Source organism: Pseudooceanicola nanhaiensis DSM 18065, from assembly GCF_000688295.1.
Lineage (GTDB): Bacteria > Pseudomonadota > Alphaproteobacteria > Rhodobacterales > Rhodobacteraceae > Pseudooceanicola > Pseudooceanicola nanhaiensis.
In genome coordinates this window covers 26,165-53,123 of the sequence record NZ_JHZF01000001.1, presented here as the reverse complement: position 1 = coordinate 53,123, position 26,959 = coordinate 26,165, and the positions used below count along the sequence as shown (strand labels likewise).

The following is a 26,959-nucleotide window of genomic DNA, read 5'->3' as shown; positions in this document are numbered from 1 at the left end:
CGGCCGGAAGATCGTGAGGGGTCTGCCGGCGCCGTCAGCTGCGCGAGAGGCTGTCGGTGCGGTCGGCGGCGGCGTTGGCCGCGGGCATGTCGAGCGCCCGCATGTTGAGGATGATCCGGTCAAGCGCTGCCCGCAGAATGGCAAGATCCGCCTCGGGGATCCCGCGGGTCAGCGCGGCCTCGTGGGCCTCGGCCTCCTCCGTCAGCTCCTTCAGCACGCGGCTGCCGTGCCCGGTCAGGCGCACGGCCTTCGATCGCCGGTCGTCGGGCGCCGGGTCGCGTCGGACGATCCTGTCCCGTTCCAGCTGGTCGAGGATCGCGACGAGGCTCGACCGGCGCAGGCCGACCGCCTCGGCCAGCGAGGACTGGTTGGAGCCCGGATTCGCCCCGATGATCATGAGCAACCCGAGGTAGCGCGGCGCCTTGCCGTAGCCCGTCACCCGCTCCTCGAAGGCGCGGTAGGCCGCGATCTGCGCCAGCCGCAGCTTGTAGGCGATCTGGCTTTCGCCGTCCCCGGCCGTCAGGGTCTCGGCCCCGTCCCTGTCGCTTGCGTCCTGCATCGCGTGCTCCGTTCTGTCTGTCCGTGCACAGGCCGATTGACAGGTGGCACGGATCTCATGTTAGTTCGGGGTCGAACAATTCGCTTCCGACCACAATTCTAATCGTGGCATGTGGCGCGGTCCATCGGTTTCAGGGAGGAGACATGGGCCAGACGACCAAGGCGCATCTCGCGCCCTCCGATCGCGGACCGCGGCTGGAGGCGCTCACCCTGGGCGGGCTGCTCGACCGGCAGGCGGCGCGTCACGGCGCGCGCCCGGCGCTGATCTTCGAGAGCTTCGGCGTGGAGTGGAGCTATGACGACCTGCGCGACAGGGCCGACCGGCTGGCCCGCGGGCTGATCGGGTGGGGCGTCGCGGCGCAGGACCGGGTGGCGGTCCTTTCGCCCAATGCGCCCGAGTGGATCCTGCTCGAGCTTGCGCTGGCCAAGGTCGGCGCTGTGCTCGTCACCGTGAACCCGGCGCTGCGGGCGAACGAACTCGGGTACCTGCTGCGCCAGAGCCGGGCCTCGACGCTGGTCACCACCTGCAGCTACCGCGGCTACGACACCGGGGCCGCCATCGCCGGGCTGGCAGGGGGCCTGCCGGATCTCCGAAGACTCGCGACCCTCGGTGCAGGGGCGATTCCGGGCGCGGCCACGCTGGCCGAGGTCACGGACCTCGCCGACCGCGTGACGGAGGAAGAGCTTGCCGCGCGGCAGGCGTCGGTCGGCAGCGGGGACGTGGCGCAGATCCAGTACACCTCGGGCACGACCGGGGCGCCCAAGGGGGCGATGCTGACGCATCATTCCACCGTCAACAACGCGCGGCTGATGGCCGACCGGGCGGGCTTCCACGCCGGGGACCGGCTGGTCAGCGCGATGCCCTTCTTCCACACGGCGGGCTGCGTCTGCAACGTCATGGGCATGCTCGCCGCGGGCGGCTGCCTCGTCGCGCTGGAAAACTTCGAGGCGGCCGCGATGCTCGACCAGATCGAGCGGCACCGGGGGACCGTGACCAATGCCGTGCCGACGATGATGATCCGCATGCTGGAGGACCCGGGCTTCGCCGTGCGGGACCTGTCCTCGTGGCGGATCGCCTTCACCGGCGGCACCGACATCCCGGCCAGCCTGATGCGGCGCATCCGCGACGAGGTGGGGGCCGAACCGATGATCATCATGGGGATGACGGAATGTTCGCCGATCATCACCCAGACCGACCCGTCGGACGATTTCGAGACCCGGATCGCCACGGCGGGCACCCCCCTGCCCCACACCGAGATCCGCGTCGTCTCGCCCGAGACCGGAGAGGTCGTCGGCCTCGGCGAGACCGGAGAGCTGCAGATCCGCGGCTACCTCACGACCGCGGGCTATTTCGACATGCCCGAGAAGACGGCCGAGACGCTGCTGCCCGACGGCTGGCTGCGCTCCGGCGACCTCGCCGTGGTCGACGGGAACCGTCATGTCCGCATCGTGGGGCGCATCAAGGACATGCTGATCCGTGGCGGAGAGAACATCTACCCGGCCGAGATCGAGGCCTTCCTGCTGACCCATCCGGAGATCTCGGACGCGCAGGTGGTGGGCGTGCCGGACCCCGAGATGGGCGAGGAGGTTTTCGCCTTCGTCATCCCCCGCCCCGGCACGACGCCGGAGGCGGAGGCGCTGCGCGCCTTCTGCCGCGCGGGGCTCGCCCGGCACAAGCTGCCGCGCTTCGTCGAGATGGTGGAGGCCTTTCCGATGACCCCGAACGGCAAGGTGCGCAAGGTGGAGCTGCGCGAGATGGCCGCGCGCCGCGTCGCGGAGGTGACGACATGAGCGCGCTCCTGAGCCGCGCCGAGGGGCCGGTCCTGATCCTGACGATGAACCGTCCGCAGGCGATGAACGCGATCTCGCCCGAGATGGCCTGCCGCCTCGCCGACGCCTTCACCGCCTTCGACCGGGACGATGCGCTCCGCGTCTGCGTGCTGACCGGCGCGGGCGACCGGGCCTTCTGCTCGGGCGGGGATCTCGCGACGATGCTGCCGCTTCTCACCGGGGCGCGCACGGCCGAGACGGAGTGGGACCGTCGCGTCCTGGAAGAGCCCGAGGTGATGGACCGCAGCGCGCTCCGCCGGTTCCGGCTGGAGAAGCCGGTGATCTCGGCGATCAACGGACATTGCCTCGCCGGCGGGTTCGAGACGATGCTGGCGACCGACATCCGTCTCTCGGTGCCCGGCGCGCGCTTCGGCCTGCCGGAAGCGCGCCATGCGCTGATCCCTTTCGCCGGCGCGCTCGTGCGTCTGCCGCGCGAGCTGCCGCGGCCGCTGGCTATGGAGCTTCTGCTCGCGGGCGGGACGATCACCGCCGACCGCGCCGCCGGCATGGGGCTGGTGAACCGCATCCTGCCGCCCGAGGAGCTGATGCCCGAGGCGATGCGCCTTGCCTCCCGGATCGCCGCCAACGGGCCGCTGGCCGTGCGCGCGATCAAGCGGACGGTTCTGGGCAGCTCGGGGCTGACGCTCGACGAGGGATACGATCTGGAGGACGCCGCCAGGGCGGAGGTCCTCGGCTCGGAGGACGCGCGGGAAGGACCGCGCGCCTTCATGGAGAAGCGCAGCCCCGTCTACGAGGGGCGCTGAGAAACCGGCGGTCGCGGGCAGAGGAGAGACCCGCGCCGCCGCAACGGACCACAGGGAGGACCGACAATGACCAAGACCAAGGGACTGAAGAGAGTACTCGCCGCCACCGCGCTCGCCGCGCTGTCCGCGGGCCAGGCGGCCGCGCAGGACGTGACCTTCCGGCTGGCGCACTGGCTGCCGCCGACCCACCCGGTGCAGACCATGGGAATGACCGAATGGATGGATGCGATCAAGGCGGCCTCGGACGGCCGGATCGACTTCCAGGTCTTCCCGGCACAGCAGCTCGGCGCGGCGCCCGACCATTACGACATGACGCGCGACGGGATCGCCGACATCGGCTACGTGAACCCCGGCTACCAGGCGGGACGCTTCCCGATCTACTCGCTGGTCGAGATCCCCTTCCACATGGACAACGCGCCCCGCGGCGCGAAGGCGATGCACGAATGGTACGCCCCGATCGCGGAGGAGGAGATGTCGGACGTCAAGTTCTGCCTCGCCAACCCGCATGATCCGGGCACGATCCACTCGAAGACCGAGGTGAAGCTGCCCGCCGACATCCAGGGCAAGTCGGTCCGCCCCGCCCACGCCACCATGGCGCGTTTCGTGTCGATGCTGGGCGGCGCGCCGGTGCAGGTGCCCGCCCCCGAGGCGCGCGAGGCGATCGCCAACGGCACGGCCGATGCGATCACCTTCCCCTGGGGGTCGATCTACATCTTCGGGATCGATTCCGAGACGAAGCATCACCTCGACATGCCGTTCTACATCTCGGCCCAGCTGATGCTGCTGAACAAGGCCAAGTACGACGGGCTGCCCGACGACCTGAAGAAGGTGATCGACGACCATTGCACCCCGGAATGGTCGCAGAAGTTCTCGGAGGGCTGGGCCGCCGAAGAGGCCTCGGGCCGTGACAAGATGATCGAGAGCGGCGAGCATACCCTCTACGCGCCGACCGAGGAGGAGGTGCAGGCCTGGCGGGACGCCGCCGCGCCGCTTCTCGAGCAGTGGACGTCCGACGTCGGCGAGGGGGCCGACGGCTATTACCAGGGCTATGTCGACGCGCTCGAAGCCAACGACGCGAAGTTCTGAGACAGGAGGCGGGGCGCGCCGCACCGCGCGCGCGCGCGCCCCGCATCGCCGGAGGGGAGTTCATGCTGAAACTGCAACGGGCGCTCGACCGCCTCGCGCGCGCCATCGAGAAGGTGGCGGGCGTGCTCATGGGCGTGGTGACGGTGCTGGTGGTGGCCTCGGCGGCGGGGCGATACCTCTTCGCCTTCCCGCTGCCCGACGCCTTCGACCTCTCGCGCCTTCTGCTGGCCGCGGCCATCGCCTGGGGCTTCGCCTCGGTCGGCTACCGCGGCTCGCACATCAAGGTCGACATCGTGGCCGAGGTGCTGCCCGAGCGCGCCCGCCGCCGGATCGACGCCTTCGCCTGGAGCGTGCTCCTCTTCTTCACCGTCCTGCTCGTCTGGATGATGCTCGCCCGGGTCCGCAGCGCGGGGCTGAGCGGCGAGGCGACGATGGACCTCCGCCTGCCCGCATGGCCCTTCATGGCGCTGATCTGGGCGGGGTTCCTCGTCTCGATCCCCGCGATCCTCGCCCGGCTGATCCTCGTCGTCACCGGGCGCGGCACGCTCGACCAGTTCGACCCCGCCGAGACGCCGGAGTGAGGCAGGCATGATCCCGATCGACCTGCTCGCGCCCCTCGGCTTCGCGGCGCTCTTCGCGATGATGATCCTGCGGGTGCCCGTCGGCATCGCCATGGGCCTTGTCGGCGTCTTCGGCTTTGCGGGCGTCGCCGGGCTGAAGCCGGCGCTGAACCTGCTGGCGCAATCGCCGATCCGCACGATCACCGACTTCAACCTCTCGCTGATCCCCTTCTTCATCCTGATGGGGGTGCTCGCCACCAACTCGGGCATGTCGCGCGAGCTGTTCCAGGCCGGGCGCAAGTGGTTCGGCCACCTGCGCGGGGGCATGGCGATTTCCACCATCGGCGCCTGCGCGGGCTTCGCCGCGATCTGCGGCTCCTCGGTCGCGACGGCGGCCACGATGACGAAGATCGCCCTGCCCGAGATGAAGCGCGCGGGCTATCCCGACGAGGTCTCGACCGGCGTGGTGGCGGCGGGCGGGACGCTGGGCATCCTGATCCCGCCCTCCGTCGTGCTCGCCGTCTACGGCTTCATCACCGAACAGGACATCGGCAAGCTCTTCATCGCGGGCATGGTCCCCGGCCTGCTGGCGGTGCTGATGTACATGGGCACGGTCCGGATCGCCCATGGCCGCCGCCTGCCCGCGGGCGACCGCTTCGTCCTGCGCGAGGCGCTGATCTCGCTGCGGGGGATCTGGGCGGTGATGCTGCTCTTCCTCGCCATCATCGGCTCGATCTACTTCGGCTTCGCCACCGCGACGGAGGCCGCCGCCGTCGGATCCTTCCTCACCGCCGCCATCGGCTTCGCCCGCGGACGGCTGACGCCCCGCGGCCTGCTCGACGCGCTGGTCGAGGCGCTCCGGACCTCGGTCGCGATCTACACGATCCTGATCGGGGCGATCCTCTTCGGCTATTTCCTCGCCGTCACCCAGTCGCCGCAGAAGATCACCGCCTGGCTGGTGGCGCTCGACCTCGGCGCCTACGGCACGCTGGCGCTGATCCTCGTCTTCTTCGTCCTGATGGGCTGCATCCTCGACGCGATGGCGATGATCATCCTGCTCGTCCCGATCGTCTTCCCGGTCATCACCCAGCTCGGCTTCGATCCGATCTGGTTCGGCGTGATCATCGTCATGACGGTGGAGCTGGGGCTCATCACGCCCCCGGTGGGCATGAACGTCTTCGTCATCAACTCCATCGCCCGGACGATCCCGATCACGACGATCTTCCGGGGCGTGTTGCCCTTCGTGATCGCCGACGTGCTGCGGCTGGTCCTGCTGGTGGCGGTCCCGTGGATCGTGCTCTGGCTGCCCACGACGATGCGGTGACCGGACAAGCGTCCCCTACCCCTTCACCCCGCTCATGGTGATGCCGCGGATGAAGGCCCGGCGCGCGAAGAGGAAGACGATGAGCATCGGGATCGTGACCACGGTCGCGGCGGCGAAGGTGCGGCCGTAGTTGATGTCGAACTCGGAGCGGTACTGCATCATCGAGAGCGAGGCGGTCATCTTCTCCTGGCTCTGGACCACGATCAGCGGCCAGTAGAGGTCGTTCCAATGCGCGACGAAGGAGAAGACCGAGAAGGCCGCCACCGCCGGGACCGCCGCCGGAACGATCAGGCGCAGGACGATCTCGATCTCGGAGAAGCCGTCGACCCGGGCCGCCTGGATGATCGAATCCGGGTAGGCGCGGAAGAACTGCCGGAACAGGAAGATGGCGAAGACCGAGACGAGGAAGGGCAGCATCATCGACAGGTAGGTGTCGAGCAGCCCCGCCTTCACCACGCCCAGGTAGAGCGGGATCGAGGTCACGTTGATCGGGATCGTCAGGCAGGCCACCACCGTGCCAAGCAGGATCGTCTGACCCCGGAAACGCAGCTTGGCCAGCGCGTAGGCGGCGGGGATCGCGGTGACGAGCTGGGCGGCGAGGATGCCGCCGCAGACGATCAGGCTGTTCAGCAGGAACGTCGGATAGGGCTGGCCGACCAGCACGTCCCAATAGTTCTGCACGCCCGCGAAGGTCCTGGGCCAGATGGTGAAATCGGCGTCATAGACCTCGTCCGTGGGCTTGAGGCTCGACGAGATCATCCAGATGTAGGGGAACACCACCACCCAGGCGCCGAGCGCGAGGATGACGAAGCCCAGGACGCGGCCGGGGCTGATCCTGGCCAGCCGGATCCGGGCGGGGGCGATTGCGGTCATGTCGGTCATCGGCGGCCTCAGTGATGCGTGGTGCGGTCGGCCAGCAGGGTCTGGACCAGCGCGAAGAGGAAGATCACCCCGAGGAAGACCACCGACAGCGCGGCGGAATAGCCCATGTTGAAGTACTCGAACCCCTCGAGGAAGGTGAGGTAGAGGAAGACCTCCGAGGCGTGGGCGGGCTTGCCCTGGGTGAGGATCGCCACGACGTCGAAGAGCTTGAACGCGGTGATCGAGGAGGTGACCGCCACGAAGACCGAGGTCGGCGCGAGCATCGGCCATGTCACCTTGAAGAAGCGGTCGACGGGATGGCTCGCGCCGTCGATCTCGGCGGCGTCGTAGAGGCTCGACGGGATCGCGGTCAGCCCGGCGAGGAACAGCACCATGTTGAACCCGATGATGGACCACAGCGTGATGCCCGCCAGCGAATAGAGCACCACGTCGGGACTGCCGAGGAAGTTGATCGCGGGCAGCCCGGCCGAGGTCAGCACGTTGTTGAGGATCCCCTGGCGGCTGTCCATCAGCGCCGACCAGACCAGCGCCATGGCGGTCAGGGTCGAGGTGACGGGCAGGAAGTAGACGATCTCGAAGACCGAGCGGAAGCGCTTCTGCGACTGGATCGCGATGGCGAGGAACAGCGGGACGAAGAAGGCGCCCGGCAGGAACACGAGCGCGTAGACCAGCGTGTTGCGGAGCGCGTTGCCGAACTGCTCGTCCTCCGCCATGTGCCGGTAGTTCTCGAGCCCGATCCAGTCGAAGCCGTTGCTGACGAGCGAATAGTCGGTGAACGAGGTCAGCACCACGAGCACCATCGGGATCACGTAGATCACGAGTATCAGCAGCACGGCCGGCGCGACCAGCGCGAAGGCCAGCCGTCTCTGGCGCCGCGCCAGCCGCTCCGCGCCGCCGATCATTGCGCACCCGCCATCTGCACCGGGGCGGGATCGCGCAGGCGCTGTCCCTCCGCGTCGAACATCAGCAGCGCGGAGAGCGGGGCCTCGGCGGTGAGATGGTCCGGCAGAGGCACGGGGCCGGTGCGCTCCAGCGTCTTCTGGCTGCGCATCCGGACGGCGAGATCGGGGAAGTCGCGCAGGCGGGCGTGGATCACCACCTCCGCGCCCAGATCCTCCACCGCCTCGACGGCGAGCTCCAGCCGAAGGCGGGGCCCGCGGCCCCCGGGCGATTGCAGCGCAGGCATGCCGACGGGGGCCAGCGCCTCGGGCCGCAAGCCGACGATCACGTCGCGGCCGGAGGTCAGGCCATGGGCGCAGGGCGCCAGCACGGTGCCGATGCGCAACCCGCCGGGCTCCGCGACGGCGGGCAGCAGGCTGATCTCGGGCGTGCCGACGAAGCGCGCGACCTCGACGCTGGCCGGATCGGCATAGAGCGTGCCGGGCGCTGCCACCTGAAGAAGACGGCCGTCGCGCAGCAACGCGACCCGGTCCGACATCGTCATCGCCTCGGTCTGGTCGTGGGTCACGTAGACGAAGGTCAGGCCGGAGGCGCGGTGCAGCTCGACGATCTCGCGCCGGACCTCGACCCGCAGCTTCGCGTCGAGGTTCGACAGCGGCTCGTCCATCAGGAAGAGCGAGGGATCGCGCACCAGCGCCCGGCCAAGCGCCACCCGCTGGCGCTGCCCGCCGGAGAGCTGCGCGGGCCGGCGGTCGAGAAGATGGTCGATGCGGAGCTGCCTGGCCACCCGCTCCACCTGCGCCGCGACCCCGCTGCGGGTGCCGCGGTGGTTCGGCGTCAGCCAGCGCGCGCCGGGCAGCCGGGCATACATCGGCAGGCGCGCCATGATGAGCGGCATCGCCATGTTCTGCGCCACGCTCATGTGGGGATAGAGGGCGTAATCCTGGAACACCATCGCCACGCCGCGTTCCTTGGGCGTCGCGCTGCCCACGTCGCGCCCGTCGAGCGCGATCTTCCCCGCATCCGGGCTCTCGAGCCCCGAGATGATGCGCAGCAGGGTGGACTTGCCGCAGCCCGAGGCGCCGACCAGCGACAGGAATTCGCCATCCGCGACGGTCAGGTCGATGCCGCGCAGCACCTCGGTGCCGCCATAGGATTTCCGGATGTCGGTCAGCGTGAGCCGGGCCATGGGTGTTCCGTTCGTCTCTTGGGGAAATGCCGGGGGCCGCGCGGGCCCCCGGCGATGGTCTCTGCGCCGGGGGCTCAGCGCGTCATCAGGTCTTCGGCGGCCGTCTTCAGCTGCGCCGCGCCATCCTCGGGCGTGGTCTCGCCCAGCATGACCGCGCGGATGATGCTGCGCTGCTCGCGCCAGATCTTCTCGGACTGGGTGCCGGGGTAGCCGTACCAGGCGCCCGCCCGGTCGTACTGGCTGGAGGGCGTCGCGAAATACGGGTTCTCGGCATAATAGGCGCCGAGGTATTCATCCTTGAGCGCGGCCTTGTTGGTGGGCAGGTAGCCGGTGTTCTTCGCGGTGATCTCCTGGCCCTTCGGACCGGTCAGGAACTTGAAGTATTCCCAGACGGCCTTCTGCTTGGCCTCGTCCTGCGTCAGCATGATCGCGGCGTTGCCGCCGGTCGGCAGGGTGCCGTTGGCATCGTCCCAGACGGTGAACTTCACCGAGCGGAGGTCGAATGCCCCGCCGACGCGTTCCTGCAGCAGCTTGGCCGAGGCGGGCGAGTTGGCGTAGATCCCGAGCTTGCCCTCGGTGAAGGCGGTGGTCTGCGTCTCGAGGTCGGTGGCCGGGTCGTAGCCGCCCTCTTCGACGATGCGGCGGGCGATCTCCATCGCCTTCAGGCCGCGATCATCCTCGTCGAAGGCCACCGCGTCGCCCGCATCGTTCAGCATCGCGCCGCCCTGCTGCTCGATCAGCACCTGGAAGGGCCAGTCGTCGCCCCATTGGTCGACCGCGTAGGAGATCCCCTCGATGTCGTCGCCGAGCGCGTCGATCTTCGCGGCCAGCGCCAGAACGCCGTCCCAGTCGGTCGGGAAGTCCTCGACCGAGGTGCCGGCCTGTTCCAGCAGGTCCGCGTTGACATACCACTGGATCACCGAAGCGTTGAACGGCATCCCGTATTGGGTGCCGTCCACCTGTCCGAGTTTCAGCATCTGCTCGGAGTAATTGTCGGCGACCCAGTCGCCGCCCTCGGTCTCCATGAACTGGCCGAGGTCGATGATCTGGCCGCGCTCGGCCAGCGCCCGGGCGAGCGAGGGCAGCTGGTTGTAGGCCTCGAAGGCGCAATCGGGCAGCGTGTTCGTGGCCGAGGCACGGAACAGCTTGAGGTGCGTGTCGGCGTAGTTCTGGGCCGGCGCGGCATAGGTGACGCGGACCTCGTCCTGCATCTCGTTGAACATCTGGGCCAGCGGCTCGTGCTGGCGCGACAGGTGGCCTGCGTTGGTCAGGCAGGTGATCTCGACCTGCGCCTGCGCGGCGCCTGCGGAAACAAGGGCGGCCGCGATGGCCGCAATACGGATGGACATGAGAGTTCCCCTCGTGGTGTCGGTGCCGCCGCGTCCGGGACGCCGGATGGCGCCGCGGCGGTTGGCGCGAGGGGTAGCCCCCGGGACATGACGATTTGCCGACACTCCGACGACAGCTGCGTGATACCTGCGTGAAGATTTGCCCACGGTGCCGTTTTTTGCCCACCCCGGCCCCGGCCGTCATGCAGCCGTCATGTCGAGAGGGCAGGACCGCGCGCAGCTAGAAGGAAGGCCCGGCATGAAGATCCTGCACGTCACCGACACCCACATCGTCCCCGAGGGCGAGACGCTCCACGCGCTCGACCCCGCCGAACGGCTGGAGGCGGTGCTCTCCCACGCCCGCGGGCACCACGCGGATGCGGACCTCATGGTCCTCACCGGCGACCTGACCGACCGGGGCGATGCGGCCTCCTACGCGCGGCTGAAGCGGATGCTGGGCGACCTGCCCTTCCCGGTGCGGCTGCTGCTCGGCAACCACGACAACCGCGAGTCCTTCTGCGCGGCCTTCCCCGACGAGCCCCGCGACGATGGAGGCTTCGTCCAGTCGCTGATGGAGATCCCGGGAACGGATGACCGGCTGCTCTTCCTCGACACCAACCAGACGGGCCTGAACGGCGGACGGTTTTGCGAAACGCGGCGCGACTGGCTGCGCCGGACCCTCGCGGCCGCGGCGGACAGCCCGGTGACGGTCTTCCTGCACCACCCGCCGGTCGATCACGTGATGGCGCATTTCGACAATATCGGCCTGACCGACCGCCAGGCCCTGATGGAGATCCTGCGCGCGCATCCGGGCGGGATCCGGCACATCTTCTTCGGCCATATCCACATCCCGCTGACCGGCACCCTCGCCGGCGGGATCGGCTACACCGCCGGGCGCGGACCGGCGCACCAGTTCCGGCAGGACTTCGGCAACCCGGCGCCGGACTGGATCGTCGGCCGGCCGAACTACGCGGTGATCCTCCTGGAGCCGGAGTCGGTCTCCTGCTACGGCGTCGACACGATCGAGGCCGAGCTGGCCGCGACCACGACACCCTGCGCGGGCCCGTAGGATCAGGCCGCGGGACCGTCCACGATCATCATCGGACAGCCGCGCGAACACCGCTCGACCCGGCTGTCGATGCCGTAAAGCTGGCGGATGAGGTCGGGCGTCAGCACCTCGAGCGTGGGACCGGTCGCGAGGATGCGGCCCCCGGCCAGCGCGATGGTCGTCGTGCAGGCCCGCATCACCTGGTTGAGGTCGTGCAGGGCCAGCACCACCACGGCCCCGGTCTCGGCCGCGTAGCGGCGCAGCGCCTCGAGGATCTCGAACTGCCGGTAGAGATCCAGCGCCGAGGTCGGTTCGTCCATCAGCACCACCTTCGGGCGCGAGACCAGCGTCTGCGCGATCGACACCGACTGGCGCTGCCCGCCCGAAAGCTCGGGCAATTGCCGCTCGGCCAGATGCGCGATGCCGAAGCGGTGCAGCACCTCGTCCACCGCCGCCAGCTCGCTTGCGGTCAGCCGCCAGCCGCCGCCGCCCTGCTTCAGCGCGAGGATCACCGATTCATAGACCGTCAGCGCCGCCGTCATCGCCGTGTCCTGCGGCATGTAGCGGATGTCACCTGCCCCGGCCTCGTCCAGACGCACGGCCCCTGCCCCGCGCAGCTGGCCGGCCATCCGGCGGAACAGCGTCGACTTGCCGGCCGCGTTCGCCCCGACCAGCGCGGTCAGCGTCCCGCCCGCGATCCAGGGCGTCGTCGCCTCGGCGATGATCTCGCGCCGGCCGTAGCGCGCGCCCAGCCCCTCGAGTGCCAGCTTCACCATCCCTTGCGTCCTTTCGTCAGGATCAGCGCCACGAAGAACGGCACGCCCACGAGCGCCGTGATGATCCCGATGGGCAGCACCGCGCCCGGCAGCAGCGCCTTCGAGATGACCGAGGTCGCCGACAGGATCACCGCGCCCGACAGCATCGCGCCCGGCAGGAAGAAGCGCTGATCCTCGCCCAGCAACAGCCGCGCCACATGCGGTCCGACGATGCCGATGAAGCCGATCGTGCCGACGAAGGAGACCGGCACCGCGGCCAAGAGCGCCACGAGGAACAGCGCCTCGAGCCGCAGCCGCTTGACCGGCACGCCCATGGCCGCGGCCCGCGTCTCGCCCAGCCGGATCGCGGTCAGCTCCCAGGCCCGGCGGGCGAAGAGCGGCGTGCAGATGGCGAGGATGGCGGCGGTGATCGCGACCTTGCCCCATGTCGCCTTCGTCAGGCTGCCCATGGTCCAGAACACCACCGCCGACAGCGCCTGTTCCGAGGCGAAGTATTGCAGCAGTGCGAGCGCCGCGTTGAAGGTGAAGACCAGCGCGATGCCCAGAAGGACGATGGTCTCGACCGTCACGCCGCGCATCGTCGACAGGCCGAAGATCAGGAGCGAGGCCGCCATCGCCATGGCGAAGGCGTTGATCGGCACCATCAGTCCGACCGCCGCCGGAAAGACCGCCACGCCCAGCACCATGGCCAGCGCCGCGCCGAAGCTTGCGGCGGCCGACAGGCCCAGCGTGAAGGGGCTCGCGAGCGGGTTGGCGAGGATCGTCTGCATCTGCGCGCCCGCCAGCGACAGGCTCGCGCCCACCGTCACGGCGAGCAGGGCCATCGGCATCCGGATGTCCCAGACCACCACCCGCATCTGCAGATCGGCCGAACCCGGCGCAAAGAGCGTCTTCAGCACGTCCGGCAGGGCATAGCGCGCGGGGCCCAGCGAGACGTCCGTCGCCACCGACAGGACCAGCAGCGCGACCAGACCGGCGAGGATGAGGATCCGGCGCGCGACCAGTCCCCGGTAATTCAGCGCCTGCGCGGCGGGTTCGGTGGTGACGCTCGACATGATGCCCCTCGTGCAGAGGGCGGCCCGAAGGCCGCCCGTCGCGTTCAGTTGGTTTCGTCGCCGCTCAGCGAGACCCAGTAGCCGGGGCGGTAGTCGACCGGCAGGAAGCGCGCGTGCAATTCCTTCAGCGTCGCCTCGGGATCGAGGTCGGGGAAGAGCTCCGGATGGATCCACCTGGCCAGCTGCTGGACCGCGACGAAGCTGTAGGGCGCGTTGTAGAACTGGTGCCAGATCGCGTGGACCTGCCCGGTCTCGACGGCCTTCACCCCGGTGAAGCCCGGCCGCTCCATCAGCGCGGCCAGCTTGCGGCGCGCCTCGTCCTCGTCCGCGCCGGGGCCGACGCCGATCCAGTCGCCACCGGGGACATAGGCCTCCCAGTTGCCGCCCGTCGCGATGATCTGGTCGGGATCCGAGGCGATGATCTGCTCGGCGTTCACCGTGCCGAAGGTGCCGGGGATGAACGGGCTCGCCATGTTCTCGCCGCCTGCCAGCTCCACGAAGCGGCCGAAGTTGGCGTCGCCGAAGGACATGCAGCAATCCTCGGAATAGCCCGCCGCGCGTTCCACGAAGGTCAGCGGCCGCTCGAGGTTCTCCTGCGCCTCGATCACGTCCGTCACCCGCGCCATCTGCTCGGCATAGAAGGTGTTGAACTCGGCCGCGCGGTCCTCCTCGCCGAAGAGCTTGCCGATGATCTCCATCGAGGCGGGCGTGTGCTCGAAGGGCTTCTCGCGGAAATCGACATAGACGATCGGGATGCCGACCTTGGCGAGCTTCTCCTCGTAGCCGGCCTCCTCGGTCGCCTGCTTCGATTCGAGGTTCATCAGCATGACATCGGGCTGGAGCGAGACCGCCTGCTCGATGTCGAAGGTGCCGTCCTTGAAGCCGCCGAAGGTCGGGATATCGGCCAGCTCGGGGAACTTCTCCGCATAGGCCTCGTAGCTCTCGGGCGAGGCCTGGCGCAGGTCGTCGCGCCATCCGACGACGCGGGCGAAGGGGTTGTCGCCATCCAGCACGGCGGTGAAGAAGACCTGCCGCCCCTCGCCGAGGATCACGCGGTCCACCGGCGCGTCGACCGTGACCTCGCGACCGGCGATGTCGGTCAGGGTGATGGGGTCGGCTTGCGCGAGGCTGGCGGCGATCAGGCTCAGCGCCGAGGCGCCGAGGACGGAACGAAGGGTCATGAAGGGGTCCTCATTTGGATCAGACATGGCCCCCCTACGGTTTCCGACTGATTTCGTCAAGAATGCCGGTTGACACCTCCGCGCGATAGGCCGAAGCCAGCCGGCAAAAGACGGACAGCACGATGACCCTGACAAACCGCGATCTGCGCGACGATATCCGCGACTACTGGTCCGACCGGGCCGCCACCTTCGACGACGACCCCGGCCACCGTATCGCCGAGGGCGCCGAGATGGCGGCGTGGCGGGCGCTCTTCGCACGTCACCTCGGCCCGGCCGGGGGGCGGCGGCTGCTCGACCTCGCCTCCGGCACCGGAGAGATCGCGCGCCTCTGCCATGACATGGGGTTCGAGGTCACCGGGCTCGACTGGGCGGAGCCGATGCTGGACCGCGCCCGCGCCAAGCTGCCCGGCGTGACCTTCCTGCAAGCGGATGCCGAGCGCACGATGCTGCCCGACGGCTGCATGGAGATCATCGTGACCCGCCACCTCGTCTGGACGCTGGTCGATCCCGCCGCCGCTTTCGCGGAATGGCACCGCGTTCTCGCACCGGGCGGGCAGGTGCTGGTGGTGGATGGCGACTTCGTCTCGCGCGGATGGCTGTCGCGGATGCTGGCGCGGCGTGCGCCCGCGAAACCGCATGGCGACGGCACGCGGCACGCCGACATCCTCTCGCGCGTGCATTTCTCGCACGGGGCGCGGGCCGACGCGGTGGCGGCGCTGATGCGCGCCGCGGGCTTCCGCGATCTGCGCATCGACACGAGGCTGGGCGCGATCCACCGCGCGCAGGCGGCGCAATTCGGATGGCGGAAATCCCTGCTGCGGCGGTCCGAACATCGCTACGCGATCAGCGCGCGCCGCGCCTGACGGCCTTCAGTCGTTGGCGACGAGCGCGGGCGCCGGCGCGTCGAGGTCGATGCGCACCCGCTCCAGCGCCTCCTGCGTCAGCGGGATCCGGGCGAGGTATTCGGGCAGGTATCGGCGCAGGTAGGTGACGGCGCAGGCGGTCGCCTCGGCGCGATATTCCTCGGTGATGACGCCGTGATAGCCGTAGGAGAGCGACCAGATCCCGTCCATCGCCGCCGCCGACATCTCGAGCCAGTGCGGCAGGTCGGGCATGTTCTGGATGTCGAAATAGGCCTCGAACATCCGCGCGCGGCTGCGGGCCAGCCGGGCGTTCCCGGTGAAATCCGCGCTGCGGACCGCGGCCGAGACGCCGGCGCCGAGAAAGAGGCGGAGCGCGGCGGGGCGGCTGTTCTGGAACTCGGCGGCCGCCTTGTGCTTGCGCTCCAGCAACTCCTGCCAGGTTTGCGGCTCGGGGTCGGTCAGCGGGCGGATGGAGCGGTCATAGATCTCCTCGTTGAACCGCAGGGCGAGGGCCACGTAGACGGAATTGCGGTTCGGGAAGAAGTAATAGACCGAGGCGAGCGAGATCTCGGCCTGCTCGGCGATCTGGGCGAGGCTGATGTCCTCGTCGCCGCTGCCCGACAGCAGCTCTTCGGTCGCGTCGAGGATGCGGTGGTAGCGTTCGATCCCCCGGCGCCGCATCGGCCGGTTCTGGGTCAGTTCGGCCAGCAAGTCTCGTGATGTGGTCAAGGTTCGGCTCCCTGCGGACGCGGCGCCAATCTAGAGGGCATGGCCGCATGCCACAAGTTTGCAATCCCGTGGCGCCGGGGGCGGACGGGGCCGCCCCCGGGCCGGTCTGTCACTGGAGAAGCCAGTTCGTCCAGCGCTCGCGCAGCTCGTCGCGGTTCGCGCCGATCCATTCGAAGTCTGGATCGACGAGGACCTCGTAGTTCGCCGGGTAGGTGGCGTAGAGCTTCTGTTCGTCCTCGGGCAGCTGGCTCAGGCCGATCGTCGACGAGGTCGCGTAGCCGACCGCCTGGATGAAGCCCGGATGCCCGTCGGCCGCCCCGTAGAAGAAGTTGATGAAGTTCATCGCCCCCTCGGGATTCGGCGCCCCCTTCAGCACGGCAAGATAGCCCGTGTCGCGGATCGCCCCGTCCCAGGCCATCGCGAAGGGAGAGCCGTCCTGGATCACCTTCAGCGCGCGGCCGGAATAGGCCATGGTCATCGCGACCTCGTTGTCGCGCATGATCTGCTGGACCTGGTTGCCGGTCTTCCACCACACCGCGATATGCGGGCGGATTTCCTCGAGCTTCGCGTAGGCGCGGTCGAGGTCGAGCGGATAGAGATCCTCCTTCGCCACCCCGTCGGCCAGCAGCGCGACGGTCGGCAGCCACCAGTCGCGGTCGCCGGTGTCGGGCAGGCCGCGCGGGCCGGGGTAGGTCTCGACATCCCAGAAATCGGCCCAGGACTCCGGCGGGTTATCGGCGTAGGTCTCGGTGTTGTAGGTCAGGACCATGCCGCCCGTGGTCCGGGCGATCCCCTTCGGCTGGCAGGCGCCCGGCAGGGCGTATTCCTTGACGTTCTCCAGCGTGTCGCAGGGGATGTCCATCAGCATCTCGGCCTTGTCGACAAGGTCCGGACCGGTCGCGGTGACGATGTCAAACTCGACATTGCCGGTGCGGATCATCCCTTCGGCCCGGGCCCACTGGTCGGGAACCTCGATGTCGAAGGGGATCACCTCGGTCCCGGTCTCTTCGGTGAAGGGCAGGTAGAACCACTTCTCCATCTCGTTGCGCATCAGCCCGCCGGTGGTGGCGATCACCAGCTCGTCGGCGCGCGCCGCCGTTCCGGCCGCCAGCATCGCCAGGGCCAGCAGCCCGGCCCGTTTCATCGTCTTCATGTCAACCTCCTTGTCGTTGCCTTGGTGGACCGGATCACCCCTCTTCCGCGGGGATGCTCCGGGATTGGGCCATGCGCCGCAGGACCGCGGCACAGACCAGAACGAGGATCGAGACGCCGGTGAGCAGGACGGCAATCGCCGGGATCACCGGGGTGAGGTTCTGTTCGATGTTGTCGAACATCATGCGCGGCAGGGTCTTGTCCCGGATGCCGGCGAGGAAGAACGAGATCACCGGTTCGTCGAAGGACAGGATGAAGGCGAAGAGCGCCCCCGACAGCACGTTGGGCAGGATCAGCGGCAGCGTCACCAGCCGGAAGGCATCGAACCGCGAGGCGCCGCAGCTCATCGCCGCGTCCTCGAGCGTCGCGTCCACCGAACTGAGCGCGGCGGCCACGGTGAAGACCACGAAGGGCATGGCGATGATCGCATGCGCCATGACATATCCGGTGACGGTGCCCGAAAGCCCGGTCTGCCGGAAGAACAGGTAGAGCGCGACCGCCAGCGCGATATGCGGCACCACGATGGGCGCGATCAGCAACCCCTGGAACAGGGTGCCGAGCCGCCCCGCCCCGCGCATCAGCGCATAGGTCGCCATGGTGCCGACCACCACCGTCACGATCGAGGTCAGGACGGCGATCTTCAGCGAGAAGACCGAGGCGTCCATCCAGCGCGCATTGCCGAAGAAGGCGCCGAACCACTTGAAGGTGAAGCCCTCGGGCGGGAAGGTCAGGTAATCGGGCTCGCTGAAGGCCATCGGCAGGATGACCACGATCGGCGCCAGCACGAAGATCAGCACGAGATAGACATAGGCCATCAGCATCAGGCGGCCGGGGGTGAGTTTGCCGCTCATACCTGGCCCCCCAGCATCCGGTCGAAGCGGAACACCCGGCTGAAGAGCAGCGTGATCGCGGTGACGAAGAGGGTCAGCACACCGACGAGCGCGGCGGCGAAGGGCCAGTCGAGGAACTCGCGCAGCTGCTGCGAGATCAGCGTGGCGATCATCATCTCCTGCGGGGAACCGAGCAGCGCGGGGGTGATGAAATAGCCGAGCGCGGTCAGGAAGACGAGGATGAAGCCGCCCAGGACGCCGGGCATGGCGAGCGGCAGGGTCACCTCGAAGAAGCTGCGGAGGGGCCCCGCCCCGCAGATCGCGGCGGCGCGGCCGTAATCCGGCGGGATGTTCCTGAGCGCGCCGTAGATCGGCAGCACCATGAAGGGCATCAGCACGTGGGTCATCGCGACCACGACGGCGCCCTGCGTGTAGAGCAGCCTGACCGGCGCGTCGATGATCCCGATCGCCTGCAGCAGGTCGTTGACGATCCCGTTGCGCTGCAACAGGACCGCCCAGGCGGCGGTGCGCACCAGCACCGAGGACCAGAAGGGCAAGAGGATGCAGGCGGTGATGAAGACCGCCATCGCGCCGGAGGACGAGACCATCGCCATCGCCACCGGGAAGGCGAGGAAGAGCGACAGGATCGACACCAGCAGCGCGATCCACAGCGTCCGCAGAAGGACCTTGCCGTAGACCGGCGTGTCGAGGATCCGCTCGTAGTTCTGCAGCCCGGTCTGCGGCTCGGTGACCGAGATCGAGAGCAGGCTGAGCAGCGGGTAGAGGAAGGCGAAGCCGATCAGCAGGAAGAAGGGCGCCATCAGCAGCAGGATCCCCGCCTTCGAGAGGTTCCGCCCGTCGGGCTGGAGGAAGCCGGCCATGCTCATGCCGCCGCCTCGCCGTAGACCAGCAGCGCGTCGGGATCGAAGGTCAGCCCGATCCGCTCGCCCTCGGCCAGCCGCGGCAGCCCGGCAGAGGGGACGCGGGCGCGGATCTCGGTCCCGTCCGCGAGGCGGGCGATCAGCAGCGTGCCGGCCCCGGCATAGACGACCTCCTCCAGCGTGGCGGCGAGGGCCCCGGGCGCGTCGGGCGCCGAGACCCGCAGCCGTTCCGGCCGGATCGCGAGCGTGGCCACGCCCGACGGCACCGCACCGATCAGCGCGGCCTCGGGCGGCGCCAGCCGGTCGCCCTGCGCCAGCATCAGCCCGCTGCCGTCCCATTGCGCGGGGATCATGTTCATCTCGCCGATGAACCCTGCCGAGAACAGGTTCGCCGGGCGTTCGTAAAGCTCGCGCGCGGCCGAGATCTGCTGGATCCGCCCGCCGCGCAGGATCGCGACGCGGTCGGCCATGGTCAGCGCCTCGCCCTGGTCGTGGGTGACGAAGACGACGGTCACGCCCAGTTCGGAGTGCAGGCGCTTGATCTCGAGCTGCATCTCCTCGCGCAGGTTCTTGTCGAGCGCCGAGAGCGGTTCGTCCATCAGCAGAAGCCGGGGCTGATACACGATCGCCCGCGCCAGCGCCACGCGCTGCCGCTGCCCGCCGGAGAGCTGCGAGGGCATCCGGTCGCCGTAGCCCTCGAGCCGCACGACCTCGAGCGCCTCGGCGGCGCGGCGGCGCCGGTCGGCCCGGGACGCGCCGCGCATCTTCAGCGGGAAGGCGACGTTGTCGATGACCGAGAGATGCGGGAACAGCGAATAATGCTGGAACACCATGCCGATGTTGCGCTTCTGCGGCGTCAGCCGGGTGCAGTCGCGCCCGTCGATGGTGATCGCCCCGGCGGTCGGCACCTCGAACCCGGCGAGCATCATCAGCACCGTCGACTTGCCGGACCCCGAGGGGCCGAGCAGCGCCAGGAATTCTCCGCTGGGGATGTCGAGCGACAGATCGTCCACGGCCTTGAGCTGACCGAATTTCTTCTCCAGCCCGCGCACCGTGATCTCGGCCCCCGCGGTGGTCTGCGCGCCATTCGCCATGTGGTCCCCACTTCGATTCTTGCTCACGTCGTGGTGAGAATCATAGGCATGATATAGCAGATGTGACAATTGATTTCAGCTTGGGGTGCTCGGATGAGGTGCAGTCATAGGGTTTCCGGGCGGAGTTTTGAGGCTTTTTCGGCCGGCTTCTTCGCACCATCGGAGACTCTGGTGCGGGACAAAAGCCCTATATTCCGGGAAAATACGCCGAATTTCCAAAGATCGAGCGCCGTCGGCGAGGGCCTGCGTATTCCTGAATAATCTCCATCTAAATGAGAAGTACGTCTTGACGAAGCCCCTCAGACTCGGATTTTTGGTATATCGAATAACGGCGCCCGCCCGAGCCCGGCACGCGCACATGACCAGAGACGGAGCCACGGATGACCGACGCAAGCCCAGACCTGCCGAACAGCCTGGACGCACAGCTGCGCCGGCGGGCGGCCTCCGTGATCCCCGGCGGCATGTGGGGCCACATGCGCGCCGCCGCGGTGCCCGAGGGCTATCCGCAGTTCTTCGCGGGCGGCGAGGGCGCGCGGGTGCGGGACGTGGACGGGCGCGACTACATCGACTTCATGTGCTCCTGGGGGCCGATCATCCTCGGCCACCGGCACCCCGAGGTCGAAGCCGCGGCGCGCGAGCAGCTCGACCGGGGCGACTGCCTCGACGGGCCGACCGAGCACGCGGTGCGGCTGGCCGAGAAGATGGTCGCGCTGATCCCCCATGCGGACTGGGCGCTCTTCCAGAAGAACGGTTCGGACGCGATGACCACCTGCGTGACGCTCGCCCGCGCGGGCACGGCCAGGCGCAAGGTGCTGGTCGCGAAGGGCGCCTATCACGGCGCGGTGCCCTGGTGCTCGCCCTCGGTGCTGGGCGTCACCGCCGAGGACCGGGCGCACCTGATCTACTACACCTACAACGACGTCGAGAGCCTCGATGCCGCCGTGGCCGAGGCGGGCGACGACCTTGCCGCCATCGTGGCCTCCGCCTTCAAGCATGACCTCGCCATCCGCCAGCAGCTGCCCGACGCGGCCTTCGCCCGGGCGGCCCGCGCGCATTGCGACCGGACCGGCGCGGCGCTGGTGCTCGACGACGTGCGCGCCGGGTTCCGCCTGAACCTCGGCGGAAGCTGGGAGAACGTCGGCATCCGGCCCGACCTTGCCGGCTATTCCAAGGCGATCGCCAATGGCTACCCGCTCTCGGCCGTGACCGGGAACGACCGTTTCCGCCCCGCCGCCGAGCAGGTCTTCGTCACCGGCTCCTTCTGGTATTCCGGCGCGCCGATGGCCGCCGCGGTCAAGACGCTCGAGATCCTCGAACGCGAGGACGGCCCGGCCCGGCTGGCCGCCGCCGGAGAGCGGTTCTGCACCGGCCTCACCGAGGCGGCCGCGCGGCACGGGTTCGAGGTGACGATGTCCGGCCCGCCGGCGATCCCGCTGATGCACTTCGCCGACGACCCGGACGCGAAGCTGGGCGAGGCCTTCTGCCAGCAGGCCCTCGCCCGCGGCGTCTACCTGCACAACAAGCACAACATGTTCCTGTCGCTCGCGCATACCGACGCGGTCGTCGATGAGGCGCTCTCGGCCATCGACGACGCCTTCGCAGCGCTTGCACGGGACCGGAGCGCGGACGCATGATCCCTGTCGTCCGCGCTCCGCGCCCGACCTGACCACCCCCCGGCATAGGGAGCCGCCGCCATGACCCGTTCGAAATTCCGTTTCCCCGAAACCGGCCCCCATGCCGTCGCGCCCTGGGGCGTGCGGAAGGGCTACGGCGACGAGCACTTCCTGTCGGACTACCGCTTCCAGGCGCCGCGCGAGGATCCCGAGCTGGCCGAGGTCTTCGTCTACACGCCCCGGATGTCCTACGACCCGGGCGAGACGGTCGAGTTCCACGGCTCGACCACGGCGGACAGATGGACGCTCCAGATCTACCGGGACGGCCATGCGCCCGAGATGGCGCACGAAGCCTTCGACCTGCCCGGGACCTTCACCCGAACCTCCGAGACCGCCTACATGGACGGCTGCGACTGGCCGGTCCTGCATTCCTGGACGATCCCCGAGGGGCAGCGCCCGGGTTTCTACCGCGTGGTGTCGACCTGCATGCGCAAGGACGGGGAGCGCTTCGTCCAGCACCATTTCTTCGTCGTCCGCCCGACGCCCGAGACGCGGCAGGGCAGGATCCTCTTCATGCTCGCGACGGGCACATGGACCGCCTACAACGACTGGGGCGGCGCGAACCATTACTTCGGGACATGGGGGCCGAACGGGAACGAGGGCTCGCCGCATCTCAGCCTGCACCGGCCCTGGACGCGCGGGATGCTCTGGCTGCCCAAGGGCGCCGCGCGGATCGCGCAGAACCGCATCCCCGAGATGAACGACCTGCCCGGCTACCCGTCGAAGGAATGGGGCTATTCGCACGGCTTCGGCCAGTATTACGCCGCCGCCGGCTGGGCCCAGTTCGACCGGCATTTCGCCGTCTGGGCCGAACGGCAGGGCTACGGCTTCGACATCATCACCCAGACCGACCTGCACCTGCGGCCCGGGATCCTCGACGATTACACCTGCCTCGTGACCGTGGGGCATGACGAATACTGGTCCTGGGACATGCGGAAGACGGTCGAGGATTTCGTCGAGCGGGGCGGCAACTTCTCGCGCTTCGGCGGCAACTTCCTGTGGCAGATCCGGCTGGAGGAGGACGGCGCCCGGCAGGTCTGCTGGAAGACCAAGGCGCCCAAGATGGACCCGGTGCGCGACGACCCCGAACAAAAGCACCTGCTCACCGCCTCGTGGGAAAGCGGCGGGGTGAACTGGCCCGGCGCCTCGACCGTGGGGGTGAACGGCTGCCACGGCATGTACGGAAGCTGGGGCGGCTTCGCGCCGCGCGGCTCGCGCGGGTTCACCGTCTATCGTCCCGAACACTGGGTCTTCGAGGGCACCGACCTGCGCTATGCCGATGTCTTCGGCGCCGAGGCCGGGATCTTCGGCTACGAGGTCGACGGGCTGAACTACACCTTCGAGCGCGGGTTGCCCTACCCCGTCGCCGATCCGGGCGTGCCCGAAGGGATCGACATCCTCGCCATGAGCCCGGCCGTGCTGTTCGAATACGAACACGAAGGCCCGGGCTACCGCTACTACGTGCGGGATTCCGATCTCGTCGGGCTGGCGGAGCTGGCCGCCGAGGAGACGCCCGTCGCCCGGCGGAACTACCAGTACGGTTCGGGCATGGTAACGAGCATGAAGCGCGGCAAGGGCGAGGTGCTGACCGCCGGGTCCTGCGAATGGATCATGGGCCTGACCCGCCGCGACCCCTTCACCGAGGCGATCACCCGCAACGCGCTCGACCGGTTCGGCGGCGAGGCATGACGATGGGCGCGATGCACAGCGACGGGGACGGCAGGCCATGAGCCCGGCCTACGGCATCCTCTCGGACGATTTCACCGGCGGGCTGCTGGTCGCCTCCTATTTCGAGGAGGCCGGGATCGAATGTCCGGTCTTCTTCGACACGGACGCGGCAGGCGAGGCCGACACGGAGGCGCCGATCGTCGTCATCGCCGCGCGCACGCGGCTGACCCCGGTCGAAGAGGCGAAGGCCGAGATCGCCCGCGCCCTCGATGCGCTCGACGCGCTCGGCTGCGGCACCGTCGCCTACAAGGCCTGCGCCAGTTTCGATTCGACCGAAGAGGGCAACATCGGCCCCGCCGCCGACATGCTGGCCGAGCGCTACGGCGACCTGCCGGTGCTCTTCAGCGCGGGCTTCCCGGAGTTCCGCTGCACCGTCCACCAGGGCCACCTGTTCTATCAGGGCATGCTGGTGAACGAGTCGGTGAAGCGCTTCGACCCGGTCACGCCGATGCCCGACCCGAACCTCGTGCGGTTCCTGTCGCGGCAGACCGCCACGCCGCTCGGCCTTGTCACGCATCTCGACCTGCTGGACGAGACCACGGCGCGCGACACGCTCGCCGCGCATGTGAAGGCCGGGCACCGGCATGTCCTGCTCGACTGTTCCGACGCGGGCGATGTCGAGATGAGCACCACGCTCGCCCTCGACCGCCGCTGCATCGTGGCGAGCGATCCGCTGGTGATCTCGCTGGGCCTCGCGCTCGGCCGAGGTCACGCGGGGACCGCCGCCGCGCCGCGCCATGCGCAGGGGCCCGCCGTGGTGCTGGGCGGCAGCGTCGGCCCGGTGGCCGAGGCGCAGCTGGCCGCCTTCGAGGCGAAACACCCGGTGCTGCGGCTGGACCTTCTGGCCGGCGACGAAGCGGCGCTGACCGGACAGGCGCTCGACTGGGCCACGGACCGGATCGGGACGCCGTTCGGGATCACCACCTGCGCCGACGAGTCCGGCGTCAAGGCCGCGCAGGCCGCGCTTGGCCGGCTCGGCGCGGCCCGGCTGGCGGAGCGCATCCTCGCACGGGTCGCGCAGGGGCTGCACGCGAGCGGCGTCCGGCGCTTCGTCGTGGCCGGAGGCGAGACCTCGGGCTCCATCGTCACCGCGCTCGGCATCCGCTCCGTCCGCCCCTTTCCGCGCGGGCCGAACGGCGGCGGGTTCTGCGTCTCGGAAGGGCCGGACCCGGTGTCGTTCTTCCTGAAATCCGGCAAGCTCGGCGCGACGGATGTCCTGCTCCGCGCGCTCGAGGAAATCGAAGAGGGAAGCCGATGAAAACCGAAGCAGAGATCCGCGCGGCGCTCGTGCATTACAGCCGCGAGTCCGTGACACGCGGCCTCTCGAACGCCACCGCCGGGAACCTCTCGGTCCGCTTCGGCGAGGGGATGCTGATCACCCCCTCCGGCATCGCGCCGGACCGCATGACCGAGGACCAGATCGCCGAGGTCGCCTTCGACGGCAGCTTCAGGGGCGACTGGAAGCCCTCCAGCGAATGGGCGCTACACGCCGCGCTCTACCGCAACCGGCCCGAGGCGCAGGGGATCGTGCACGCCCACCCGACCTATTGCGTCGCGCTCTCGGTCCTGCGCGAGCCGATGCCCGCGTTCCACTACATGGTCGCCTCCTTCGGCGGGAACGAGGTGCCCTGCGCCCCCTACCGCACCTTCGGCGGCCCGGAGCTGGCCGAGGCGGTGGCCGAGACCATGGGCACGACCTACCGCGCCTGCCTGATGGCGAACCACGGGATGATCGCGCTCGCCGGCAGCCTCGGCGCGGCCTTCGACCTGACCGAAAAGCTCGAGGTGCTGGCGCGCCAGTACCAGCTCGCCCGGACCATGGGCGCGGTGACATTGCTGAGCGGCGCGGAGATGGACGAGGTCCACGCGGCCTACAAATCCTACGGCTACGGAAAGCCCGGCACGGCGAAGGGCTGAGACCTCACTCCGGGTGGCGCGGTGTCCGCAGCCCTGCCGTCTCGCCCCCGTCGACCGGAAGGACCGCGCCGTTCACATAGGACGACCGCTCCGACAGAAGCCAGGCGATCACATCGCCCACCTCCTCCGGCCGGGCGATGCGGCCCGCGGGGATCCGCAGCTCCAGCTCCTGCCGCCGCCGGTCGTCCGACAGCACCCGCCCCATCATCCGCGTCCCGATCTGGCCCGGGCAGACCGCGTTGAACCGCACGAGGTGCCCCAGCTCCAGCGCCAGCGCCTGCGTCAGCCCGATGACCGCGGCCTTCGAGGCGGTGTAGATCGCCAGTTCCTCCTCGCCCGCCTTCCCGGCGATGGAGGCGACATTGACCACCGCCCCCTGCCCCGCCACCAGCCCGTCGAGCGCGAGCCGCGTCATCAGATAGACGCTGCGGGCATTCACGGCCATGACCTCGTCCCAGTCGGCAAGGGTCGTCTCGGCAAAGACGTGGCGGCGTCCGATCCCGGCATTGTTCACCAGCCCGGCGATCTTCCCGCCGCCCAGGTCCATCGCGCGGTCCACCAGCGCCCGGCACTCGGCCTCGACCGACACGTCGGTCCTGTGGAAATGCAGCCGCTCATGCGCCGCGGCCAGCGCCTCTCCGGTTGCGGCGTCGCGGCCCGCGATCAGCACCTCGCGCCCCTCCGCCAGAAGGATCCCGGCCGCCGCGCGCCCGATGCCGTGGGTCCCGCCCGTCACGATGATCATGCCCTGCCTCCCGGAGAATGGCCGCGCCTAGCGTCGGCGGCGCGTCCCGGCCTGCGCCGCCGCGGCGGCTTCGTACTCCATCAGGTGCTGGCGCAGGTTGCGCCCGCCCTCCATCAGGTCCATCCGGATCGCCTCGCGCAGGGCATAGGCGTCGCGGGCGCGCAGCGCGTCGAGCACGTTCAGGTGCTGGTGCCGCTCGGAATAGGTCGGATGCGCGTCCGGGTAGAGCTCGCTCAGGAGCGGGCCGATCCGGATCCAGAGCCCCTCCAGCACCTCGGTCAGGGTCGGCATGCCGGACCGCGTGTAGAGGCCGAAATGAAAGTCGAAATTGCTCTGCAGCGCCGTCTGCCAGTCGCCGCGCGCCTCGGCCGCGACGAGCGCGTCGTGGGTCGCGGCCAGCGCGTCGATGGCGGCATCGTCGATATGTGGCAGGGCGCGTTCCGCGGCCAGCGGTTCGAGCTGCAGGCGGATGTCGCGCACCTCGGTATATTCGGCCAGCGTCAGACGCCGCACCCGGATGTAATAGCGCGGCCGGATCTCGATCGCGCCCTCGTGCGCCAGCTGGAACAGCGCCTCGCGCACGGGTGTCTCGGAGGTTCCCATCTTCTGGGCGAGGTCGCGGACCTTGAGCCGTTCATGCGGTTTCAGCTCGGCCCGCATCAGCGCGCGCCGCAGCTTCGCATAGACGATCTCGGACAGCGGCAGGGACTTGTCCCCGGTCTCCGATTCGACCGTCACCTCGTTCATGAGCACTCCGCCATCTCTGTCTGCACCGGGCCTCTTCGCCGCATCGCGCACCCGGACCGACCTTGCAAGCCCCCACCATGGGAGGGCGGTGTGGTGATATATCACAAATGGCGGGAATG

Annotated in this window: 26 protein-coding genes; 11 read left to right on the top strand and 15 right to left on the bottom strand. The window is 69.2% G+C overall.

Translation table 11 applies throughout. From position 1 onward, the window contains the following. Positions 1 to 34: 34 nt before the first annotated feature. Complete coding sequence (locus Q344_RS24960; protein WP_051630162.1) at positions 35 to 559, bottom strand: MarR family winged helix-turn-helix transcriptional regulator; 525 nt, start codon at positions 557 to 559, stop codon at positions 35 to 37. A 143-nt stretch (positions 560 to 702) separates the two neighbouring features. Between Q344_RS24960 and Q344_RS0100250 the strand changes: the two genes are divergently transcribed. From Q344_RS0100250 to Q344_RS0100230, 5 genes are all read left to right on the top strand, one after another. Beyond that, positions 703 to 2,349 (top strand): AMP-binding protein, encoded by a 1,647-nt coding sequence (locus Q344_RS0100250; RefSeq protein ID WP_051630161.1) that lies wholly within the window; start codon positions 703 to 705, stop codon positions 2,347 to 2,349. Beyond that, entirely contained in the window at positions 2,346 to 3,152 is an 807-nt protein-coding gene (locus Q344_RS0100245; protein WP_028284889.1) for an enoyl-CoA hydratase/isomerase family protein, read from the top strand. The genes Q344_RS0100250 and Q344_RS0100245 overlap by 4 nt, the downstream gene beginning before the upstream one ends. 66 nt (positions 3,153 to 3,218) lie before the next feature. Continuing rightward, positions 3,219 to 4,238, top strand: coding sequence for a TRAP transporter substrate-binding protein (locus Q344_RS0100240; RefSeq protein WP_036538035.1), 1,020 nt, complete (start codon positions 3,219 to 3,221; stop codon positions 4,236 to 4,238). A 62-nt stretch (positions 4,239 to 4,300) separates the two neighbouring features. After that, on the top strand, positions 4,301 to 4,819 hold the full coding sequence (locus tag Q344_RS22695) for a TRAP transporter small permease (RefSeq protein WP_036538032.1): 519 nt from the start codon (positions 4,301 to 4,303) through the stop codon (positions 4,817 to 4,819). Positions 4,820 to 4,826: 7 nt separating this feature from the next. Then, positions 4,827 to 6,122, top strand: coding sequence for a TRAP transporter large permease (locus Q344_RS0100230; protein WP_028284887.1), 1,296 nt, complete (start codon positions 4,827 to 4,829; stop codon positions 6,120 to 6,122). Between the two features lie 15 nt (positions 6,123 to 6,137). Here Q344_RS0100230 and Q344_RS0100225 read toward each other — a convergent pair whose 3' ends face one another. The 4 genes from Q344_RS0100225 to Q344_RS0100210 all read right to left on the bottom strand — a co-directional run bounded on the left by Q344_RS0100225 (position 6,138) and on the right by Q344_RS0100210 (position 10,442). After that, positions 6,138 to 7,004: a carbohydrate ABC transporter permease gene (locus Q344_RS0100225; RefSeq protein WP_229669277.1), complete on the bottom strand. Its 867-nt coding sequence runs from the start codon at positions 7,002 to 7,004 to the stop codon at positions 6,138 to 6,140. 8 nt (positions 7,005 to 7,012) lie between these two features. After that, complete coding sequence (locus Q344_RS0100220) at positions 7,013 to 7,906, bottom strand: carbohydrate ABC transporter permease (protein ID WP_028284885.1); 894 nt, start codon at positions 7,904 to 7,906, stop codon at positions 7,013 to 7,015. After that, complete coding sequence (locus tag Q344_RS0100215; protein WP_028284884.1) at positions 7,903 to 9,093, bottom strand: ABC transporter ATP-binding protein; 1,191 nt, start codon at positions 9,091 to 9,093, stop codon at positions 7,903 to 7,905. Before Q344_RS0100215 ends, Q344_RS0100220 begins: the two co-directional genes overlap by 4 nt. Before the next feature lie 74 nt (positions 9,094 to 9,167). Beyond that, a complete protein-coding gene (locus tag Q344_RS0100210; RefSeq protein ID WP_028284883.1) occupies positions 9,168 to 10,442 on the bottom strand; it encodes an ABC transporter substrate-binding protein in 1,275 nt (424 codons plus the stop codon). Between the two features lie 238 nt (positions 10,443 to 10,680). On the opposite strand from Q344_RS0100210, the gene Q344_RS0100205 reads away from it, so the two are divergent. Then, positions 10,681 to 11,490 carry a phosphodiesterase gene (locus Q344_RS0100205; RefSeq protein ID WP_028284882.1) on the top strand — a complete coding sequence of 270 codons (810 nt, stop codon included), beginning with the start codon at positions 10,681 to 10,683 and terminating at the stop codon, positions 11,488 to 11,490. 2 nt (positions 11,491 to 11,492) lie between these two features. Here the strand turns inward: Q344_RS0100205 and Q344_RS0100200 are convergent, their stop codons facing one another. The 3 genes from Q344_RS0100200 to Q344_RS0100190 are packed head-to-tail and all read right to left on the bottom strand — an operon-like array spanning position 11,493 to position 14,481. Continuing rightward, positions 11,493 to 12,245, bottom strand: a complete 753-nt coding sequence (locus tag Q344_RS0100200) for an ABC transporter ATP-binding protein (protein ID WP_028284881.1) — start codon at positions 12,243 to 12,245, stop codon at positions 11,493 to 11,495. Next, positions 12,239 to 13,300, bottom strand: a complete 1,062-nt coding sequence (locus Q344_RS0100195; protein ID WP_028284880.1) for a FecCD family ABC transporter permease — start codon at positions 13,298 to 13,300, stop codon at positions 12,239 to 12,241. The genes Q344_RS0100200 and Q344_RS0100195 overlap by 7 nt, the downstream gene beginning before the upstream one ends. A 44-nt stretch (positions 13,301 to 13,344) precedes the next feature. Beyond that, positions 13,345 to 14,481 (bottom strand): ABC transporter substrate-binding protein, encoded by a 1,137-nt coding sequence (locus Q344_RS0100190; RefSeq protein WP_028284879.1) that lies wholly within the window; start codon positions 14,479 to 14,481, stop codon positions 13,345 to 13,347. A 122-nt stretch (positions 14,482 to 14,603) separates the two neighbouring features. On the opposite strand from Q344_RS0100190, the gene Q344_RS0100185 reads away from it, so the two are divergent. Then, positions 14,604 to 15,344: a class I SAM-dependent methyltransferase gene (locus Q344_RS0100185; RefSeq protein WP_028284878.1), complete on the top strand. Its 741-nt coding sequence runs from the start codon at positions 14,604 to 14,606 to the stop codon at positions 15,342 to 15,344. A 6-nt stretch (positions 15,345 to 15,350) separates the two neighbouring features. On the opposite strand, the gene Q344_RS0100180 is transcribed toward Q344_RS0100185, so the two are convergent. The 5 genes from Q344_RS0100180 to Q344_RS0100160 form a co-directional block, all read right to left on the bottom strand. Then, positions 15,351 to 16,073 carry a TetR/AcrR family transcriptional regulator gene (locus Q344_RS0100180; protein WP_156954587.1) on the bottom strand — a complete coding sequence of 241 codons (723 nt, stop codon included), beginning with the start codon at positions 16,071 to 16,073 and terminating at the stop codon, positions 15,351 to 15,353. Positions 16,074 to 16,182: 109 nt separating this feature from the next. Continuing rightward, on the bottom strand, positions 16,183 to 17,226 hold the full coding sequence (locus Q344_RS0100175; RefSeq protein ID WP_028284876.1) for an extracellular solute-binding protein: 1,044 nt from the start codon (positions 17,224 to 17,226) through the stop codon (positions 16,183 to 16,185). A gap of 34 nt (positions 17,227 to 17,260) precedes the next feature. Continuing rightward, a complete protein-coding gene (locus tag Q344_RS0100170) occupies positions 17,261 to 18,076 on the bottom strand; it encodes an ABC transporter permease (protein WP_036538030.1) in 816 nt (271 codons plus the stop codon). Then, the gene (locus Q344_RS0100165; RefSeq protein ID WP_028284874.1) at positions 18,073 to 18,942 is read right to left on the bottom strand and encodes an ABC transporter permease; all 870 of its coding nucleotides are present in this window, start codon (positions 18,940 to 18,942) and stop codon (positions 18,073 to 18,075) included. Before Q344_RS0100165 ends, Q344_RS0100170 begins: the two co-directional genes overlap by 4 nt. Next, positions 18,939 to 20,030 carry an ABC transporter ATP-binding protein gene (locus Q344_RS0100160; RefSeq protein ID WP_028284873.1) on the bottom strand — a complete coding sequence of 364 codons (1,092 nt, stop codon included), beginning with the start codon at positions 20,028 to 20,030 and terminating at the stop codon, positions 18,939 to 18,941. The genes Q344_RS0100165 and Q344_RS0100160 overlap by 4 nt, the downstream gene beginning before the upstream one ends. A 380-nt stretch (positions 20,031 to 20,410) precedes the next feature. On the opposite strand from Q344_RS0100160, the gene Q344_RS0100155 reads away from it, so the two are divergent. The 4 genes from Q344_RS0100155 to Q344_RS0100140 are packed head-to-tail and all read left to right on the top strand — an operon-like array spanning position 20,411 to position 25,348. Then, entirely contained in the window at positions 20,411 to 21,664 is a 1,254-nt protein-coding gene (locus Q344_RS0100155; RefSeq protein WP_084178235.1) for an aminotransferase class III-fold pyridoxal phosphate-dependent enzyme, read from the top strand. A 60-nt stretch (positions 21,665 to 21,724) separates the two neighbouring features. Beyond that, positions 21,725 to 23,392, top strand: coding sequence for a N,N-dimethylformamidase beta subunit family domain-containing protein (locus Q344_RS0100150; RefSeq protein ID WP_028284871.1), 1,668 nt, complete (start codon positions 21,725 to 21,727; stop codon positions 23,390 to 23,392). Between the two features lie 37 nt (positions 23,393 to 23,429). Further along, positions 23,430 to 24,689 carry a four-carbon acid sugar kinase family protein gene (locus Q344_RS0100145; RefSeq protein WP_036538026.1) on the top strand — a complete coding sequence of 420 codons (1,260 nt, stop codon included), beginning with the start codon at positions 23,430 to 23,432 and terminating at the stop codon, positions 24,687 to 24,689. Next, the gene (locus tag Q344_RS0100140) at positions 24,686 to 25,348 is read left to right on the top strand and encodes a class II aldolase/adducin family protein (protein ID WP_028284869.1); all 663 of its coding nucleotides are present in this window, start codon (positions 24,686 to 24,688) and stop codon (positions 25,346 to 25,348) included. Before Q344_RS0100145 ends, Q344_RS0100140 begins: the two co-directional genes overlap by 4 nt. 4 nt (positions 25,349 to 25,352) lie before the next feature. On the opposite strand, the gene Q344_RS0100135 is transcribed toward Q344_RS0100140, so the two are convergent. Both Q344_RS0100135 and Q344_RS22690 read right to left on the bottom strand, forming a co-directional pair. Next, positions 25,353 to 26,093: an SDR family NAD(P)-dependent oxidoreductase gene (locus tag Q344_RS0100135; RefSeq protein ID WP_028284868.1), complete on the bottom strand. Its 741-nt coding sequence runs from the start codon at positions 26,091 to 26,093 to the stop codon at positions 25,353 to 25,355. Between the two features lie 27 nt (positions 26,094 to 26,120). Then, complete coding sequence (locus tag Q344_RS22690) at positions 26,121 to 26,840, bottom strand: GntR family transcriptional regulator (protein ID WP_051630160.1); 720 nt, start codon at positions 26,838 to 26,840, stop codon at positions 26,121 to 26,123. Positions 26,841 to 26,959: the final 119 nt, after the last annotated feature.